The sequence below is a fragment of the Bifidobacterium sp. ESL0827 genome (assembly GCF_052606685.1).
Genome location: NZ_CP199597.1, coordinates 854,942 through 871,520 on the forward strand (window position 1 = coordinate 854,942; position 16,579 = coordinate 871,520).

The 16,579-nt window shown below is 57.7% G+C and carries 15 protein-coding genes; 3 read left to right on the forward strand and 12 right to left on the reverse strand.

Annotated elements, in window-relative coordinates:
* Positions 1–71 precede the first annotated feature (71 nt).
* From ACUIAI_RS03315 to ACUIAI_RS03340, 6 genes are all read right to left on the reverse strand, one after another.
* Positions 72–605 (reverse strand): ClbS/DfsB family four-helix bundle protein, encoded by a 534-nt coding sequence (locus ACUIAI_RS03315; protein WP_445342632.1) that lies wholly within the window; start codon positions 603–605, stop codon positions 72–74.
* Positions 606–886: 281 nt separating this feature from the next.
* The gene (locus ACUIAI_RS03320; RefSeq protein ID WP_445342633.1) at positions 887–2,254 is read right to left on the reverse strand and encodes a hypothetical protein; all 1,368 of its coding nucleotides are present in this window, start codon (positions 2,252–2,254) and stop codon (positions 887–889) included.
* Between the two features lie 50 nt (positions 2,255–2,304).
* Positions 2,305–3,036 carry an ABC transporter ATP-binding protein gene (locus ACUIAI_RS03325; protein WP_445342634.1) on the reverse strand — a complete coding sequence of 244 codons (732 nt, stop codon included), beginning with the start codon at positions 3,034–3,036 and terminating at the stop codon, positions 2,305–2,307.
* Positions 3,037–3,350: 314 nt separating this feature from the next.
* Positions 3,351–4,391: a zinc-dependent alcohol dehydrogenase family protein gene (locus tag ACUIAI_RS03330; protein ID WP_445342635.1), complete on the reverse strand. Its 1,041-nt coding sequence runs from the start codon at positions 4,389–4,391 to the stop codon at positions 3,351–3,353.
* Positions 4,392–4,639: 248 nt separating this feature from the next.
* Positions 4,640–5,209: an endonuclease III domain-containing protein gene (locus tag ACUIAI_RS03335; RefSeq protein WP_445342636.1), complete on the reverse strand. Its 570-nt coding sequence runs from the start codon at positions 5,207–5,209 to the stop codon at positions 4,640–4,642.
* Between the two features lie 174 nt (positions 5,210–5,383).
* Positions 5,384–6,058 carry an HAD family hydrolase gene (locus tag ACUIAI_RS03340; RefSeq protein WP_445342637.1) on the reverse strand — a complete coding sequence of 225 codons (675 nt, stop codon included), beginning with the start codon at positions 6,056–6,058 and terminating at the stop codon, positions 5,384–5,386.
* Between the two features lie 284 nt (positions 6,059–6,342).
* Between ACUIAI_RS03340 and ACUIAI_RS03345 the strand changes: the two genes are divergently transcribed.
* Together ACUIAI_RS03345 and ACUIAI_RS03350 are read left to right on the forward strand one after the other, a co-directional pair.
* A complete protein-coding gene (locus tag ACUIAI_RS03345; protein WP_044097886.1) occupies positions 6,343–6,681 on the forward strand; it encodes a metalloregulator ArsR/SmtB family transcription factor in 339 nt (112 codons plus the stop codon).
* A gap of 10 nt (positions 6,682–6,691) precedes the next feature.
* A complete protein-coding gene (locus ACUIAI_RS03350) occupies positions 6,692–7,420 on the forward strand; it encodes an SdpI family protein (protein WP_445342638.1) in 729 nt (242 codons plus the stop codon).
* A gap of 446 nt (positions 7,421–7,866) precedes the next feature.
* Here the strand turns inward: ACUIAI_RS03350 and ACUIAI_RS03355 are convergent, their stop codons facing one another.
* The 3 genes from ACUIAI_RS03355 to ACUIAI_RS03365 form a co-directional block, all read right to left on the reverse strand.
* Complete coding sequence (locus ACUIAI_RS03355; protein WP_445342639.1) at positions 7,867–8,343, reverse strand: GNAT family N-acetyltransferase; 477 nt, start codon at positions 8,341–8,343, stop codon at positions 7,867–7,869.
* A 246-nt stretch (positions 8,344–8,589) separates the two neighbouring features.
* Positions 8,590–10,698, reverse strand: coding sequence for a bifunctional cytidylate kinase/GTPase Der (der, locus tag ACUIAI_RS03360; protein ID WP_445342640.1), 2,109 nt, complete (start codon positions 10,696–10,698; stop codon positions 8,590–8,592).
* Positions 10,695–11,468 carry a pseudouridine synthase gene (locus ACUIAI_RS03365; protein WP_024627734.1) on the reverse strand — a complete coding sequence of 258 codons (774 nt, stop codon included), beginning with the start codon at positions 11,466–11,468 and terminating at the stop codon, positions 10,695–10,697. The genes der and ACUIAI_RS03365 overlap by 4 nt, the downstream gene beginning before the upstream one ends.
* Before the next feature lie 170 nt (positions 11,469–11,638).
* On the opposite strand from ACUIAI_RS03365, the gene ACUIAI_RS03370 reads away from it, so the two are divergent.
* Positions 11,639–12,907, forward strand: coding sequence for an aquaporin (locus tag ACUIAI_RS03370; protein ID WP_445342641.1), 1,269 nt, complete (start codon positions 11,639–11,641; stop codon positions 12,905–12,907).
* A 30-nt stretch (positions 12,908–12,937) separates the two neighbouring features.
* Here ACUIAI_RS03370 and ACUIAI_RS03375 read toward each other — a convergent pair whose 3' ends face one another.
* From ACUIAI_RS03375 to purH, 3 genes are all read right to left on the reverse strand, one after another.
* Entirely contained in the window at positions 12,938–13,285 is a 348-nt protein-coding gene (locus tag ACUIAI_RS03375) for a DUF3017 domain-containing protein (protein WP_445342642.1), read from the reverse strand.
* 160 nt (positions 13,286–13,445) lie between these two features.
* Entirely contained in the window at positions 13,446–14,819 is a 1,374-nt protein-coding gene (locus tag ACUIAI_RS03380; protein WP_445342643.1) for an NAD-dependent succinate-semialdehyde dehydrogenase, read from the reverse strand.
* Between the two features lie 131 nt (positions 14,820–14,950).
* The gene (gene purH, locus ACUIAI_RS03385; protein WP_445342644.1) at positions 14,951–16,552 is read right to left on the reverse strand and encodes a bifunctional phosphoribosylaminoimidazolecarboxamide formyltransferase/IMP cyclohydrolase; all 1,602 of its coding nucleotides are present in this window, start codon (positions 16,550–16,552) and stop codon (positions 14,951–14,953) included.
* Between the last annotated feature and the right edge of the window lie 27 nt (positions 16,553–16,579).

A 16,579-nucleotide genomic window follows, 5' to 3' on the forward strand; every position in this document is an offset into this window, starting at 1 on the left:
TAGTCGCAAAGTCGCAGGGCAACCCATTACTGTCTGTGAGTGAAGCTGGCTCTTTTCAGGTGTCCTAGCGCTTATTTGCGTCCTTTCAAGTACTTCCGTATCTTCTTCAGGGCCCAGTCGTAATGGCTGGAGGTCGAAGAGATGAAGGCGGAGCCCAAGGTAGAGTTTCCGGTCCATGGGAGGGCGCCCTTGGTGAATAGCTGTTCGTTGGTGAACGATTGCGCCAGGGCCATGACCTTCTTATGGGATTCGATAAACAGGTTCAAGGCCTGATCGTAGGTGGTGTCATCATGCTTGTCTCGCAGCTTCACATTCATCTCGCCGTAATTGCGCCAGTTGTAGCCGTCCGGAAGAAAGTCGTGGGTCCTGCCCTCCTGGTTGTCTTCCACCCAGTTCAACAGCAGCTGATGCCACTCATAGAGGTGGACCAGCACATCCTTGATGTTCCTGTCGCGTGCCCAGTGGGCCTCCTTCTTCTTGTTAAGGTCGAAGGAGAAGCGGCCGTTGCGTTCCTCGGGTGTCAGCGGCTCAAGCAACGCCATCAGCTTGTCGAAGCCATCATCAGCCGCCTTGATGAGTTCTTCCTTGGTGGTAGGTCGCGCCATGACGGTCCTCCATTTGTCTGTTGTTGACAAGATTTGACTGGTCCATCGTCACCTGTCTCGGTTTGTCATCGACTGTACCCTATATGAGCCTTGCAAATGCTCGCGTGTAGGAAATCGTCGCGAATTCAAGTGCTCACAGTTGCACCTACCAATTGAATTCATCAAGCCGAGCGCTGCATATATCGACTTAATTTATTTAACAAGAGACATGGAGGAATGACAGAGGTCGGCAGGCTCGCTGTGGCTCAAATATGTATTCGCGTGTATGCGGCGAGGCTTTATTACTCGCCGATGGCATGAGATATGACACTGACAGAGTTCTCGAACCTGGTGGTCAGGGCTTGGATACCTGTGGCTGCGGCACCAAGCAGGGATGCGATGAGCACCACTACAATCCAAGCGCCCCATTGCACGCTCATCTGTGCTTTGCCCATGAAGCGTGAGAGCATGAAAGTCAGGGATGAGGTGCAGAGCAATGTGATGACCAGGGAGAACAGTGTGCTGGTAATCATAGTGATGATGCCGTCAAGCGCGCCCAATACTCTGAGCTGGCCGATTCCAGCACCTGATACGTAGGTCAGCGCCAGATCAAGTCCTCTGCCTTTGGAAGTGATCAAGGTGCCTGCAATTGCACCTGTTATCGCGATGATTATTGGCGGTCCAGTGAGCGCCAAGAGACTCGCAAACATGTCTGTGGTCGCCGGAACGCTGCCTGGTGTGTGGGGAAAAGCGACTAGCAAGGTGGTGATCATTGTGCTCAACCCTCCGCTGACGGTCATCAGCAATGATAGACCCGCAGTCATCGGGATTATCGTCGCTCCCTGGCGCTGTATGCTGCCGACAGCCTGTTGGCCTGCCAGCCTCCAGGTTCTGGATGGCAACGCTACAATACGCGTCCATATCGCCGTGAAGCCGGGCAGGAGATATGGCGCGAAAGCTGCCAGCGAAAATATCAGGAGGAACATGCCGCCCATGGCGAAGGCGAGAAATACCGTCATCCGATCTGGAGCGGCAGCGCTGCTCATCTGACTGGCACGAGGGTTAGTTGCAAGTGCAAAAGCTGGAATCAGCAACATGCAGCCAGCACCAATCAAGCATACGATTCCCAGGAGGAAGCGGAAGACGCCTATCCGCTTTGGAGGGTCCTGGGATTGCCTGAGGGCTTCCATTGGTCGTATTTTCGAGAGCGAACGGATAGTCAACAAGGTGCTTATGAAGATGGGCGCAGCGCTGAAAGCGAGGCCTTTGCCTAGCGAATCGAACAGGTGGCTGCCGGCATAGGTCAAATGCAAATCAAATGGATTTGTCACCATGGCGAAGGTCAAGGGCGTAATCACCGGCAGCAAAAGGCAGGTGGCTGCAATGGACAGGATGAATAATCCCATGACTATCAGCAGATTCCAGGCCAGCAGTTGCCAAGGCAGAGCGCCTTGCAAAACCATGAGCGCCAGTTGATGCCGGCGTTGATTCAGTGCTGAATTCATGACCCATAGCAGCACAGCTATGGTGATGATCACGCTGAATGCCAAGGCGGGACCAGTGTATGTGGATCCAAGTACCTGCTCCGGGCCCTGATAGTCCTGATCAATGATCGTGGCGATCGCGATGAGGGAGCAGATGACAGTCTGGGATACGACCATGGCCAGCAAGACGGCGCTCCAGACCATGGGCGCTGCTTTGAGTTCGGACAGAGCGCCTCTCATGCCATGGGCGCTTTCGCAGAGAATGACTGGCTGATACGGCCATCGCGCACGGCAAAAAGCCGATCGCACTGGCCTGCCACCTCATTGTTATGCGTCACCAGTACGATGGTTTTCTTTTCGTGGTTGGCAAGTTCCTTCAGCACCGATATGACCTTTTCTCCGGATTCCTGATCCAGGGCGCCAGTTGGCTCGTCCGCGAATACCACGTCTGCGTCGGATAACAGAACCCGGGCCAGGGCAACACGTTGCTGCTCGCCGCCTGACAGTAGGGTGACGCTTTTCTTTTTCTGATCGATCAAACCAAAGTACTTCAAGAGGGAATCCGCCGTCTTTCTAGGAAAGCGGGATCCGCGAAGGGTGAATGGCAGAGCCAGATTCTGCTCGACTGTCATGCTGGTGATCAGGTTGTAGGACTGGAATACGAAGCCTAGATGCTGGCGTCTGAACTTGGTCATGGCCGACAGCCCCAGACGGGTTATGTCCTTACCCAGCAGAAGCACATTGCCGCTAGTGGCCTTCTCCAGCCCAGCCAGGCAGTACAGCAGCGTCGATTTGCCGCTGCCTGACGGCCCTATGATGCCGGTCATCTCCCCCGGATAGGCAGTGAATGCTATGTCATTGAGAATGGTCAGTGAATCGCCGCGGCGCGGGGAGACCACCATGGACAGTCCCGTAGCTTCAATCGTTGGTGTCGGGCCTCTGCTTTCGCTTACGTTGGGGTTATTCATGGTTGCATCTTTCCCTTGGATGATCATCGACTACCTTCCAGACCGAGGCATCTACGCTCAGTAATGCTGATTCGCCTCGCAGATGTCATGTGCCCTCGTTCGTCGCTTGACCCTGTATGACGGTCATCCTTGTCGTCATCAGTCAATTCCATTGATATCAGCGAAAGAAGGGATGAAATACCCTGATTTACCCTGAATTATCCCTGACTCGGCCCTGATTTTTCGGAATAAGAGGCATGTTCAGGCAGGTATGCTTACGCGGCGCCACCGGTAATGTCAGCAGCGCCGAGAATCAGCTGATTACTGCTGCAGCCTCATTCGCCAACAAGCAACAGGGATTTGATGGCGGTGCGCTGGTCCATGGCCTCATAGGCCTCCTGGATGTGATCCAAGGCAAAGCGCTGGGTGAAGACCTTGCCTGGCTGGATGCTGCCCTTGAGCACCTGGTCAAGCAGCAGATGCCTGTCATATGTGGTGACTGCGGCCGTGCCTCCTCGCAGCCCAACATTGCGCCAGAACAGCTTAGAGGTGTCCATGGTAGCCTGCTGCGGCACACCCACCCTGCCGACCACTGCGGCGGGCCGGGCCACCCTGACGGCGGTATCGGTGGACAGTTCGGTGCCCACGCATTCCAGGACCGCATCGGCTCCGCCTCCGTCGGTGAGGGCCATGACCTGCTCCACAGCAGCGTCGCCGCGTTCAGCCACAATGTCAGTCGCCCCGAATTCACGCGCCAACTTCTGGCGGTCCTCATGCCGGCTCATGGCGATGATGCGTTCGGCCCCGCGCAGCTTGGCTGCTATGACTCCGCACAGACCCACCGCTCCATCGCCCATGACCACGACTGTGTCGCCTTCTTTGACCTGGGCTGTAGCGGCTGCATGATAACCGGTGGCCATCACGTCGGAGAGGGTCAGCAGGGAGTCGAGCATGTCGTCGCTGTAGTCCTCAGGTTGGCCTGGAATCTGCACCAAGGCCCAGTCCGCGTTGGTGAATCGCAGATACTCGCTCTGATAGCCGCCGCTCCCCCGCCTGTCCGGATCAAGGCAGTCACCATCGAAGCCGGCCCTGCAGGCTGCGCAGTGCCCACAGCCATGAGTGAAAGGCGCTATGACGAAGTCACCAGGTTTGACATGAGAGACATCCGATCCCACCTTCTCGACCAGGCCGATGGCTTCGTGCCCTACGTAACTGCCTGAGGGCATTGAGGAAATACCCCGGTACCACCACAGGTCGGATCCGCACACGCAGGCCCGGATGACCCGAATCACGGCATCTTTAGGCTTTTCGATGGTCGGCATCGGCGATTCCTCCAGCTCGATGCGGCCCGGCTTTACAAACTTTGCTGCCTTCATGCTCTTGCTCCCCATTCTTCACTACCTGGCGTATTCGCCTGCCAAGTATGCGGATGAAACATAGTCTACGGAGTTCAATCCGCTTGAAGTCAAGTCAATACCTTATTGTGCGCGATTCACCGAGGTGCGGACAAGATTGTTGCGCGGGAATACGGTCATAAGATGCAATCATATATAAATCATATATAAATGCCGTATAAGGGTGCCGTCATATGCCTTGTGACTCGGCCGAACCACAAGGGATCAACTCACTTGGAAGAGCTTTCAGGACTGCCAAGTTCCTTGAGGAAGGCAGCATAGGCCTGGGGATTGCGATGGTTTTTGCCTGCTTGGACGATCAACCCGTGATATTCGCGCAGATCGTTGAGTGGCCATTGATCAACCTGAATAAAATCCGCCTCGTACTCTTCACCCTCTTGGTATGACCGCAAGGAGGCCCGTCCCAGACCGTCCAGCATCCGGCGTGCATAGGCGTCCCAGATGAAGCAGCGCTGGCCGAAGGCATAGAGCCGTATGACGTCCGCTGTCTCGCGTCCAACCCCGGCAATGGTGAGCAGGTCGTCACGCAGGCCTTCATCCGCGCAGTCCTCGACATCAGCCGTGCGGATGCCGTGAGCCAGCAGCCACTGAGCCAGGGCTTTGCAGGTGCGCGCTTTGGCCTTCATGAAGCCGCTGGATCTGATCAGGTTCGTCAGCCTTGTCAGGTCGACATCAGCCATATTGCAGGGGTTGAGCAGATCGGCCTTGCGTAGCTGCTCGATGGACATGGCCGCGTTTCCCCAGGCTGTATGTTGGACCAGCACCGCTCCAATCATCATTTCGAAGTCAGTCTCTGCCGGCCACCAATTCTGCAATCCCAGACGAGCGAGCAAACGTGAGTACAGCCACTGTGAGCAACCGGCATTTATTCTGGCTGAATTGCCCATAGCGCCTCCACAAAATTATTTGACGCTTTTCATGGTAACAGTTGGCTCCAGCCGGCGCGGAGCGAGTCAGAGGACGGCAGGCGCCTGGGCGAAGTCTGTGATAGCGCCATCGGCCTCAGAGCGGATGGAATCCCAATCCTTGGCCGAAGACTGGTCGTACATGGCCCAGACCTTCATCCCAGCGCGCTTGGCCGAATCGACGGCGACGAGAAGATCCTCGAATACCGTGCATTGGTCAGGTGATACGCCCAGCATCCGCGAAGCCAGCAGGTAGATTTCCGGCTCTTCCTTACCGATGCTTTCGGCGTCATCCACGCTGCAGACCTGGTCGAAACAGTCGATCATGCCTGCATGTTTCAGGGCAGCCTGTCGCAGGCGCGGAGGGAGGCTGGTCGCCACAGCCAGGGCGGCACCGCTGGCCCTCAGCGCTCGCAGGTAATCGAGTGCATGTGGCTTGGGCTGCACAGCCGTGGCGTAGAGCAGGAGCGCGTCCTGGTTCCACTCCTCAATTAGATCCTCCGAGCGCTCGTCAAGGTGGAAGCGGTCGATGGTGTACCTGGCGATGGCGCCGGTCTGCATGGAGGCCACTGCGGATGCGTAATCGTCCGGCATGGGAATGTTGCGGCGAGCGAAGAATCGTTGGTCGATTTCCTTCCAGACTCCCATTGAATCCAGAAGTGTGCCGTCGAGATCGAAGATAGCAGCCTTGCCAATGTTGACTTTTATTCCATTTTCGCCCATGCTGCAAATTCTCCTATTCGCCGAAGTTATTTATAGTAGCATGACCTCAGATCGGGTCTGGCTCACCGGTTTTGAGCCAATGTTCTCGCCAATCAGCCTTGGCTTCAGAAAAGTAGGTATGTTCAATAGTTTAACGTCGCCACGCCAGGCATCAATCCGAGCGATTGTCAATTATTTTGCGCTCAGTGAGTGAAAAGCGCATAAAAATTGAAGAAGATATACAATATTGGTTGAAACAATGTTAGCATGCAAATACTAGAGAAAATCATCGAAAAAGGAGTCTTATGGCTATTCAGGAAACAACAGCGGCTCTGGCTGATCCGCTGCGTCGTCGTGTGCTGGATCTTTTGGAACAGGGCGGCATGGAGGCCGGACGTCTGGCCGAAAAGCTGGGAATGACGCCATCCAAGCTGTCCTATCATCTGAGGAAGTTGAAAGAAGCAGACCTGATTGTCGGCCACAAGCAGGGCACCAGGGTCATCTATGAACTCAATCTGAGCGTGCTGGACAGCACCATTCAGTGGCTTTACCGCTTGCGGACAAGCGCCAGCGACAAGAGAAGTCTGCCCGAGCCGCAGACCGTGAGCAAGGAAACTGGTTCGACGGCGGTTTCTGAGTCCTAAGGAGACTCTCATGGCGGATGGCAGCAAAGCGGGTCGGTTCGTCCCGACCCTTGTCGCGGCTCAGTGGATACCGGGGCTGATCATGCTGGGCGTAAGCAGCATAGTGGTCAATCGTCTGCCGAATGAAAACGTCCCGCTTCATTGGAATGCACAGAACCAGGTGGATCGCTGGGGCTCTCCCCAGGAGCTGGTTTGGATGCCCTGCTTCTGTCTGGTCATTGCGCTGATTTGGACCATCCTCATGCTCGTCCTGCGCGCATATTTGATTAAACGTGGTGATGAAGCGGGGCATACCTTGACCGTTTTTCTGCTTGGTGGTCTATGCATGCAGATTATTTTTGCGGTTATAGATCTGTTCGAAATAGCTGTTGCTGATCCTCATTGGGGATGGTGGCCGACGGATTTCGGCATTGATAAGGTCGCCATGCTATTGACTGGTCTGACTCTCATAGTCATCGGCAATCTTGCTCCTAAAACCGGACCCAATGGCATCAGCAGTTTTCGGGTGCCAGGTGCCTACTCCAGCCGCGAGGCTTGGCGCCGTTGTCAGCAGTTTGGCGGGGTGCTCTTCATGATTCTGGGCGTGGTCATGATCCTGGCCGCCCTGGCTTATAGCGGAGTCAGGCTCTACTGGATCTGTGGAACCGCTCTGGCAATCGTCCTTGTACTCATATGTGCCTATGGTTCATACGCTGGCAGAAAGTATGCCGGGCAGGGAGAACCTATCTACCACCGTTAGTTCCTGTATGCAATGCGTGAGCTAAAAGAGACTGTAAATGACAGCTCAGGATACAAGTAAGAACTTCTTGAGTCCGTTGAAGGACTCAAAGCTGATTTAGATCAAATCAAGCACCTGCCAACACGGTCCTTCATCATCAGTATCATTTCACGAGCCAAGCTGCAACAGTCTGGACAGGCTATCTGCTCTCACCCTAGAAACTGGAATAACAGACACCGCACAAACCCTGTATTTCATGGCAACAAGGTTGAATGCACTCGAAATGAGGACGAAAGCAGTGCGCTCCTATCGGGGATTGTTGGAGATGTAAGAGCTTTAACATCACCTTTCTCATCTAATTACCCCAATAACGACCGTCTACACACCCGGCGATCTTCTGCGTGCATGCTATAAAATTCGTTTAGCCATTTAGTCAGTTTAGATCTCAGGGAAGTTCGTACGTCCTATTACCGATCCATAGTCTTGCTTAAATTAAGGAATTCATATACGCCATCGTTCGATTTTTGCATTTTAGAACCCGTTATTTTAAATCCTGCGCCCTGATAAACTTTAATTGCACGTTTATTGAAGCTGGCTACTGAAAGAACAATAATTCTATAATTAAAATTATTCTGTATGAATTCTCCGATTCCTTTGACGAAATTTAATCCCAACCCGTGTCCAGTCAAATCCGGTCTCAATCCTAAACCAACTTCTACTTTTACCTCTGATAGCCTTTCCAGGCAAAAATAACCAACCAGTTCATCTTGATCGTCCACAACCTGGTAATACTTATCTCCGCGCAACTTCGGAGTGATTATCTCTTCAAGATCCTCTAGATCATTTTCCATATCATAAAAGCTGTATTGGCCACCATAGTGCCATTTTCTAGCGATCTGGTCTGCATTTGCCTGAGTTAAGTGTGCTATTTTCTTAAATATCATATTTACTCCTTACTCAATGTGCAGACTCCGAATTAATATCGGTAGTAATAGTCAAGAGATCTTGTTTAAGTAACCCAAAGGTTAATCAATAAAATCCGAACTGGGGGACAGACACAAATACTGTCAGCCAAGTTTGCATTGCGAGGCTATTGGAGTGAGATGATCGATGTGCTGCGCCCAATCTGCAGGGGTATGAAAAGGTCCCTAGGCTGACTTAAGAGCCGGGCTAGGGACCTTCTACCATCTTTATTTGCGCTTCTTTTTCTCGCGGATATGCACGGAGATCTGGATGGGAGTGCCCTCGAAGCCGAACTCCTCGCGCAGGCAGCGTTCCAGATAGCGGCGGTAGCCGTGCTCCAGAAAGCCGGTGGCGAAGATCACGAAACGCGGTGGCCTGGTGGAGGCCTGGGTGGCGAAGAGAATCCTTGGCTGCTTGCCGCCCCGCAGCGGATGCGGGTGTGCAGCCTGAACCTTGCCTAGGAAGGAGTTGAGCTTGCCGGTCGGTATGCGCTTGTCCCACGATTCCAGAGCGGTCCGCATGGCCCTGGCCAGCCGGTTGGTGTGCCAGCCGGTCTTCGCAGACAGGTTGACCCGCTCGGCCCAGGTGACCCGGTCGAATTCGGTCTGCCAGAGTCGCTCAAGACGCTGCCGACCGAAGTCGTCCAGCAGATCCCACTTGTTAAAGACCAGGACGATGGCCCGACCAGCATCCACGGCCTGGCTCATGACCTTCAAGTCTTGGTCAGCTATGGGCTGGGAGGCATCGAAGAGGATGAGCGCCAGTTCCGAACGTTCGATGGCCGCCTGCGTGCGCAGGCTGGAGTAGTACTCGGCACCCGAGATTTTATGCAGGCGGCGCTTGATGCCGGCGGTGTCGATGAAGAGCCAGTCCTCGCCGTCCACCTGTACCACTTCGTCGACCGGATCGCGGGTGGTGCCCGCCACATCGTGAACGACGGCCCGCTCCTCGTGAGCCAGCTGGTTGAGCAAGGAGGACTTGCCGACGTTGGGTCGTCCGACCAGGGCCACTCGGCGCAGACCCTCCGGGGTGAGGAATCCCGAGGTCTTCTCGGCCTTGCTGAGCTGTTCTAGCGCCGCATCCAGCAGGTCGCCTATCCCCCGGCCGTGCATGGCGGAGATGGCATAGGGTTCACCCAGCCCAAGCTTCCAGAATTCGGAAGCGGTGTAGTCGGCCATCCGATCATCCAGCTTGTTGACGGCCAGGACGACTGGCTTGCCCGCGGCTCGCAGCATGGTGACGATCCGTTCGTCGCTGGCGGTCAGCCCCACCTGGCCATCCACGACCAGAATGACGGCATCAGCCAGTGATACGGCTACCTGCGCCTGGGATGCGATGGCGGATTCGATGCCCTCCACATCGCTCTCCCAGCCGCCGGTGTCCACCAGCTTGAATTGGGTGCCGGCCCACTCGGCCTCGTAGCTGACCCGGTCTCTGGTCACGCCAGGGGTGTCCTCGACCACAGCGGCACGGCGTCCGAGAATCCTGTTGACCAGGGTGGACTTGCCCACGTTGGGCCTTCCCACCACGGCCAGAACGCCTACGGCCTTAGGGCCTTGGTCCTGGTCATTCTGGTTTTCAGAGCCGCCCTCCAGCAGGGCACGGTCTTCTTCGTCCAGTTCGTAGTCGTCAAGGTTGCGAGCGTACTCGTCATAGGAGTCCTCCTCCATGGCCGAGGAGACCAGATCAATCAGGACCTGCAGGGTTTGTTCGAAGGACAGATCGGAGTTGTCTACAGTAGTAACCCCGTCGGCGGCGCTCATGAAGGAGGTGACCTTGGAATCCCGGGCATCCCGGGCAGCCAGATCCTCGGCGCCGGCTGATCCGGCCTGAGCCTGGCCGCTGCGACGGGCCTGGCGGACCTCTTCACGGGCTGTCAGCAGCACACGGACCTGGGCGTCCGGGGCCACCACGGTGGTGATGTCTCGCCCTTCGGTCACCACACCCCGCTCCTGGTCGGCCATGATGGCTCGCTGGGCGGCGATGAGGATATGTCGCACAGCTGGAATCGAAGAGACCACGGAGACTTGTTCGGATACCTCAGTTGAGCGTATCTCTTCATCCACGTCACGGTCATCCAGGCTGACTCTGGGACGTTCGGGGTCAAGCCCCATGACCAGGTGGCCGCCAGTGATGGAATCCGCCACGGCCTCGGTGATCGCCTCCTGGTCAGGCTGGTCCACGTCCAGGTCCAGCCCGCGATCCATGCACCAGAGGGTGACCGCCCGGTACATGGCTCCAGTGTCCAGATAGGCCAGGCCGAAATGCTTGGCCAGGGCCCGCGAGGTGGAGGACTTGCCCACTCCCGCAGGGCCATCAATGGCGACAGTGATCACAGTCCGACCTCCTTATCCAGAGCCTTGATCTCGGCGGCGGAGAGGACCCGGTAGGAGCCAGGACGAATCTCGCCCAGTCGGATGGGGCCGATCTGGGTGCGCACCAGCCGGGTCACCGGGTAGCCGATGGCGCCGAAGATGCGCCGGACTATCCGGTTCTTGCCCGAGTGCAGGACCACCTTGACGATGGTGTGCTCGCGGTTGTGGTCGATGATGGCGCAATGGTCCAGGCGGATGAGGCCGTCGTCCAGCTCTACACCCTGGGTGACCAGCCGTCGGCAGACATTGCCGCCAATGTGGCCGCTGAGTGTAGCGATATAAGTCTTCTCCACCTCATAGCGCGGGTGCATGACGTGCTGGGCCAGCTCCCCGTCGTCGGTCATGAGAATGAGGCCCTCGGAGTCGTAGTCGAGTCTGCCCATGTGGAAGACCCGCTCGTAGCGGTCCCCGATGATGTCGCGCAGGGTGAACCGGCCCTTGGGGTCGTCCATGGTCGAAAGGACCTTGCGAGGCTTGTTCAGGGCCAGGGTGACGTGCTTGTCGTTCAGATGGATGCGGGATCCATCCACGCGGATCTGCTGGTGGGAGGGGTCAACCCGGCTGCCCAGGGTGGTGACCAGCTCGCCGTCGACCTCGACCCTGCCCTGGGTGATGATCTGTTCGCATTTGCGACGAGAGCCGAATCCGGCCTGGGCCAGCACCTTCTGGAGGCGGATGCCCTCCTCCCCCTGTTCGCGCGCTCTGATCGCCTGTGTGTATGGATGTGGCATCGTTCTCCCAACGTGGCCCGATAGATATGTAACGGATACCGTTCTGGGCGGCCGCGGCCGCCGAAAGGTCATATCATACTATATCGGAGCCTAAGGAAGTGTTGTTGGCTTGCCCTAAGCTTGAAACTGTTGTTGTTCATTGTCGTCGAAGGGATTGCAAGGTGGGGAACATGACTATGGAAGCAAGTGCTGAGCCGGTCCTCGAAAAGGCCGACGGGCAGGTTGCCGCAAAGCCCGTCCGCAGGCGGATCAGGCCTCGTGATGTTCGTTGGATTCGTGCGGCCGCCGAGCTGGCGGGCACCTTTTTGATCTGCGCGGTCATCTACTTGTCCTACAGCTTCGGCCAACTGGTCATGGGCCAGCCGAGTGTGGTGTTGCCGGTCCTGGGAACCGCCCTGACCTACCTGGCCGTGACGGCCATGCTGGGCGGCGTCTCCGGCGGACACTTCAACCCTGCCGTCACCGTCGCCGCCATGTTCACCTCGCAAATCGGCATGGTGGACGGACTGATCTATATCGTCGCCCAGGTGATCGGTGCTATTGGCGCCGGTGCGATCGCCGTCGCCCTTATTCCGGTCAGCAAGTCCGTGCCGGACAGGACCTGGCTCATGTTCTCTGTCAACGGTTTTTCCGGCGGTTCGCCTGCTGCAGCCACCCTGGGCCAGCAACACATCGCCTTCGGGGCGCCCATGGCCATCGTGGCTGAGCTGATCGGATGCATAATCGTGGTGGCTGCGGCCATCACCACCTTGCGCTCCGACGGCCGCGCACGTCGCAACCATGCCCTCTATACTGGGCTGGCCTACGGCGTCGGCGTGCTGGTCACCTACCCCATCACCTGTTCGGGGCTGAACCCGGCTCGGTCTACCGGCATCGCCATCTTCGCCCAGTCCAAGCACATGGCCGTCAGCCCGATCTCGCAGCTCTGGCTCTTCTGGATCTGCCCCCTGCTGGCTGCCTCTCTGGTGGCGTTGGTCATCATCATGACCAACATCATCACCGACAATATGGCCATGCGCGCCATGGGCACCGCTACTGATGCCCAGCCATTTGCACAGGCAAGTGCAGATGCTCAAGCGCAAGCACAACCTGAAGCCTTTGCTGCGACCGGTGTCCAGACTCAGGCGGGCGCTGAAGCACAGGTTGATGCTTTTGCTGCCGCGGGTGTCCAGGCTCAGAATCAATCGACCCAGGCATCTCCTGCACCGGTTCAAAATGCTCCTGCAGACACCACGGCTCAGACTGTTGATGTATCGGCTCTTTCCGATGTCGATGCTGGCCAAGACGCCAATTCAGACAAGAGTGCTGAGGATGGCCAGGATGATGCTGCCCCTGCCGATGCAGGAACTATTCCCGACCTTCAGGTAGAGCCCCTTCGCACTGCATCCAAAACAGAAGACGGTGACGAGGCATCCAAAGACAAGCCCACTGGAAACTAAACCACTGAGGACCGAAAAGCCTGAAAGGGGTCACAGCAACAGCTGAATGCTGAAGTAGGTGACCAGAAGGCCGATGCCCAGGGCGATGCTGATGAAGGCATCGAAGGGCACTGATCGAACCTTCCAAGGGCTGCGATCCTTGAGAGTCAGACGCAGAGCGCCGCAAACCAGGGCCGCGACGGACACTAGTCCAGTCGCGGCCCAGGTGTATCCAAGGAAAGCTACAAGCGCGGCGATCAGCACCACCAGAAAGATGACGCCCTCACATATAGGACGACCCTCCTGAGCCTCCGAGACGAAGGGATGGCCTCGACCAGATGACTTGGACGGCTGTGGCGGCTTGAGGTCTGGGTTCTCGGCCTTGTCTGTGTCTGCCATGCTCCCCAGTTTCTGCATTCCCAACGACCTCCACTTGCTGCTGCACATGCTCTGCAGGTTCGAGCCTACCAGCGCTGATGACGCAAATCGACCGTGCCGCCTCCGCTTTTGGACGATGACGGCACGGTCGCTGTTTCAACAAGAAGCCGGAGCAGTCAGATCAGTTCTTGTGCTGGAAGATCAGATGCTCGTTGGCGAAGGTGTCGAAGCCCAGGCTGTAGAGCTCGCGGCCGTAGCCGGAGTTCTTGACGCCACCGAAGGGCAGCTCAGGCATGGTCACCCATCCGCCGTTGATGAAGGTCATGCCGGTCTCAATGCGACGGGCCAGGGCATCCGCATGGTCAGTATCCGAGGAGAAGACCACACCGCCCAGGCCGTAGCTGGAGTCGTTGGCCAGTTCAATGGCCTCATCCTCGTTGGCCACCTTGTAAATGGAAGCCACAGGGCCGAACATCTCCTGGTTGTATACAGGGTTGTTGCGGTCGATGTCCGTCAGAACCGTCGGGGTGAAGAAGGCCCCCGGCGAATCGTAGGGCTTATTGCCGTAGGCGACCTTGGCTCCACCGGCCACAGCGCTTTCGACCTGCTTGGCCAGGTTGTCGCGGGCGGAGACCATGCACATGGGGGCCAAGGTGGTTTCGGGGTTGCTGGGATCGCCCAGAACCGCGTGCGAGAAGGCGTCGACGATTAGTGAGACAAAGTCGTCGTAACGGTTCTCCGTGACGATAAAGCGCTTGGAGGAGGTGCAGACCTGGCCGGCGTTCGTCAGCCTGGCGCCTGGAGCCACCTTCTTGAGCAGATCCCAGTCAGCGTCATCCAGGACGATGAAGACGTCGTTGCCGCCCAGCTCCATGGAGGACTTCTTCAGGTTGGCTCCAGCCGACTTAGCCACAGAGGCACCACCGCGCTCCGACCCCGTCAGGGCCACGCCTGAGACGCGGGGATCGGCGATGGCATGGTCCACCTGCTCATAGTTGACGAAGAGGTTGGTCAAGCTCCCCTCGGGAGCTCCTGCCTCAGTCACGGTCTCCTGGAAGGCCACAGCCGAGCCTGGCACGTTGGAGGCGTGCTTGAGGATCATGGGGTTGCCCAGAATGAAGTTGGGGGCGAACACGCGCATGATCTGGTAGTAGGGGAAGTTCCATGGCTCAACCATGAACACGATACCGGTGGCCTGCTTGACGTAGTAGGCCTTGCCAGCGGGGTTGTCCAGGGGGACGGGAGCCAGCAGCTCCTCGGCGTGATCGGCGAAGTAGTCGGCGATGTCTGCGCACAGCTCCACCTCGGCGCGAGCCTCGCCCACCAGCTTGCCCATGTCCAGGGTCAGGTTGGCTGCCAGGGCGTCCTCGTTCTGACGGAAGAGCTTGGCGACTTGGCGCAGTTGTGCGGGACGGTCTCCGGGGCCTTCTTGCTTGCGCCAGGTCTTGTAGAGGTCATGGCCGCGGGCCAAGGCGTTCTCCAGGTCCTCGTCGGTGGCATCGGGGTAGGTTTTAATCAGTTGATTGTTAAAGGGATTGACTGTCTGATAGGTCACAATATCTCCTTCGAATTATGGGTACCTAGTCAGCATCATCGCTGGTCAGTTCATTCAGCATATCACCGTATTGGACCCCGCGGTCAAGGATTTTATCGCAGGGCGACATTTGACCGAGGGGTCTGGTTTTATCAGTGGAAGAAGTGGCGGGTTCCGGTCAGATACATGGTCAGATCGGCGTCCTGGGCGGCCTTGATCACCTCGGGATCACGAATGGAACCTCCCGGCTGCACCACGGCCCTGATGCCAGCCTGAATCAGATACTCCAGACCGTCTGCGAAGGGGAAGAAGGCGTCGGATGCAGCTACCGAACCTTTGGACCGGTTACGGCCCTTGTCCAGGGTGTTGGCACGCTCGACTGCCAGGTGGCTGGAGTCCACCCTGTTGACCTGGCCCATACCGATGCCCACGGTGGCTCCCTGGTTGGCTAAGAGCACAGCGTTGGACTTGACTGAGCGGATGGCCCGCCAAGCGAAGGTCAGATCGTCCATGGTTGCCTGGTCTGCAGGGCTGCCGGATACCAGACGCCAGGTGGAGGGATTGTCTCCCGTGGCATCGATCAGGTCGGGCGTCTGCACAAGTGCTCCCCCGTCGATTTGACGGATGACCGGGCGTTGACGCGGGCGGCGCTCGACAGACAGGATGCGCAGGTTCTTCTTGGTCCGCAGCAGGTCCAGAGCCTCGAGCTCATAGCCTGGTGCCACGATTACCTCGGTGAAGACCGGCTTGATCTGCTGGGCCATGGTCAGGGTGACAGTGCGGTTGGCGGCAATAACCCCGCCATAGGCGCTCATGGGGTCGCAGGCGTGGGCACGGCGGTGAGCCTGGGCGATGTCCTCCCCCACGGCCAGACCGCAGGGATTGGAGTGCTTGACCACGGCTACTGCGGGAAGGTCGGGGAAGTCCCAAACCGAGCGCCAGGCGGCATCGGCGTCCACATAGTTGTTGTAGCTCATTTCCTTGGCCCCGCCCAGGTGCTCTGCTGCAGCGAAGCCGTCCCGGTTCAGCGGATCCAGGTAGAGGGCGGCCTTCTGGTGGGGGTTCTCGCCGTAGCGCAGCTGGCTAGTCAGACGCCAAGTGCGAGTCAGTGCCGGAGCCGGTTTCTGATCTTCGGTCTTGTCCTGCTTGTCGTCGACCCATGTGCGTGCAGTCCACTCGGCGATTGCCGCATCATAGGAGGCGGTGAGGGCGAAGGCTTTGGCAGCCAGACGTCCGCGCTCGGCCAGGCTGAAACCGGTGCCGGAAGCGATGCGCTCGGCGGCCAGGGCATAGTCGTCCGGGTCGGTGATTACAGCCACGCTAGCATGGTTCTTGGCGGCGGCCCGGATCATGGCGGGTCCGCCGATGTCGATGCGCTCCAGGCACTGGTCAGCATCGGCACCCTCAAGGACGGTCTGTTCGAAGGGGTAGAGGTTGACCACTACCAGGTCGAAGGGGGCGATGCCCAAGTCTTTGAGTTGCTGGACATGATCAGCGTTGGTCATGTCGGCTAATAGCCCGGCGTGGATGTGCGGGTCCAGGGTTTTGACCCGGCCGTCAAGACTTTCGGGAAAACCGGTGACCTTTTCCACCGGGGTGACCTGGACGCCCAGATCCTGCAGCTTCTTTGCGGTGCTGCCGGTGGAGACGACCTCGGTGCCTGCCTGGCGGAAGGCCGATGCCAGGGCCTCAAGGCCCTGCTTGTGGTAGACCGAGACCAGCGCTCGGTTGATGGTTCGATTCGTGGTGACCATGGAAACTCCTACTCCTATGCTTGAATG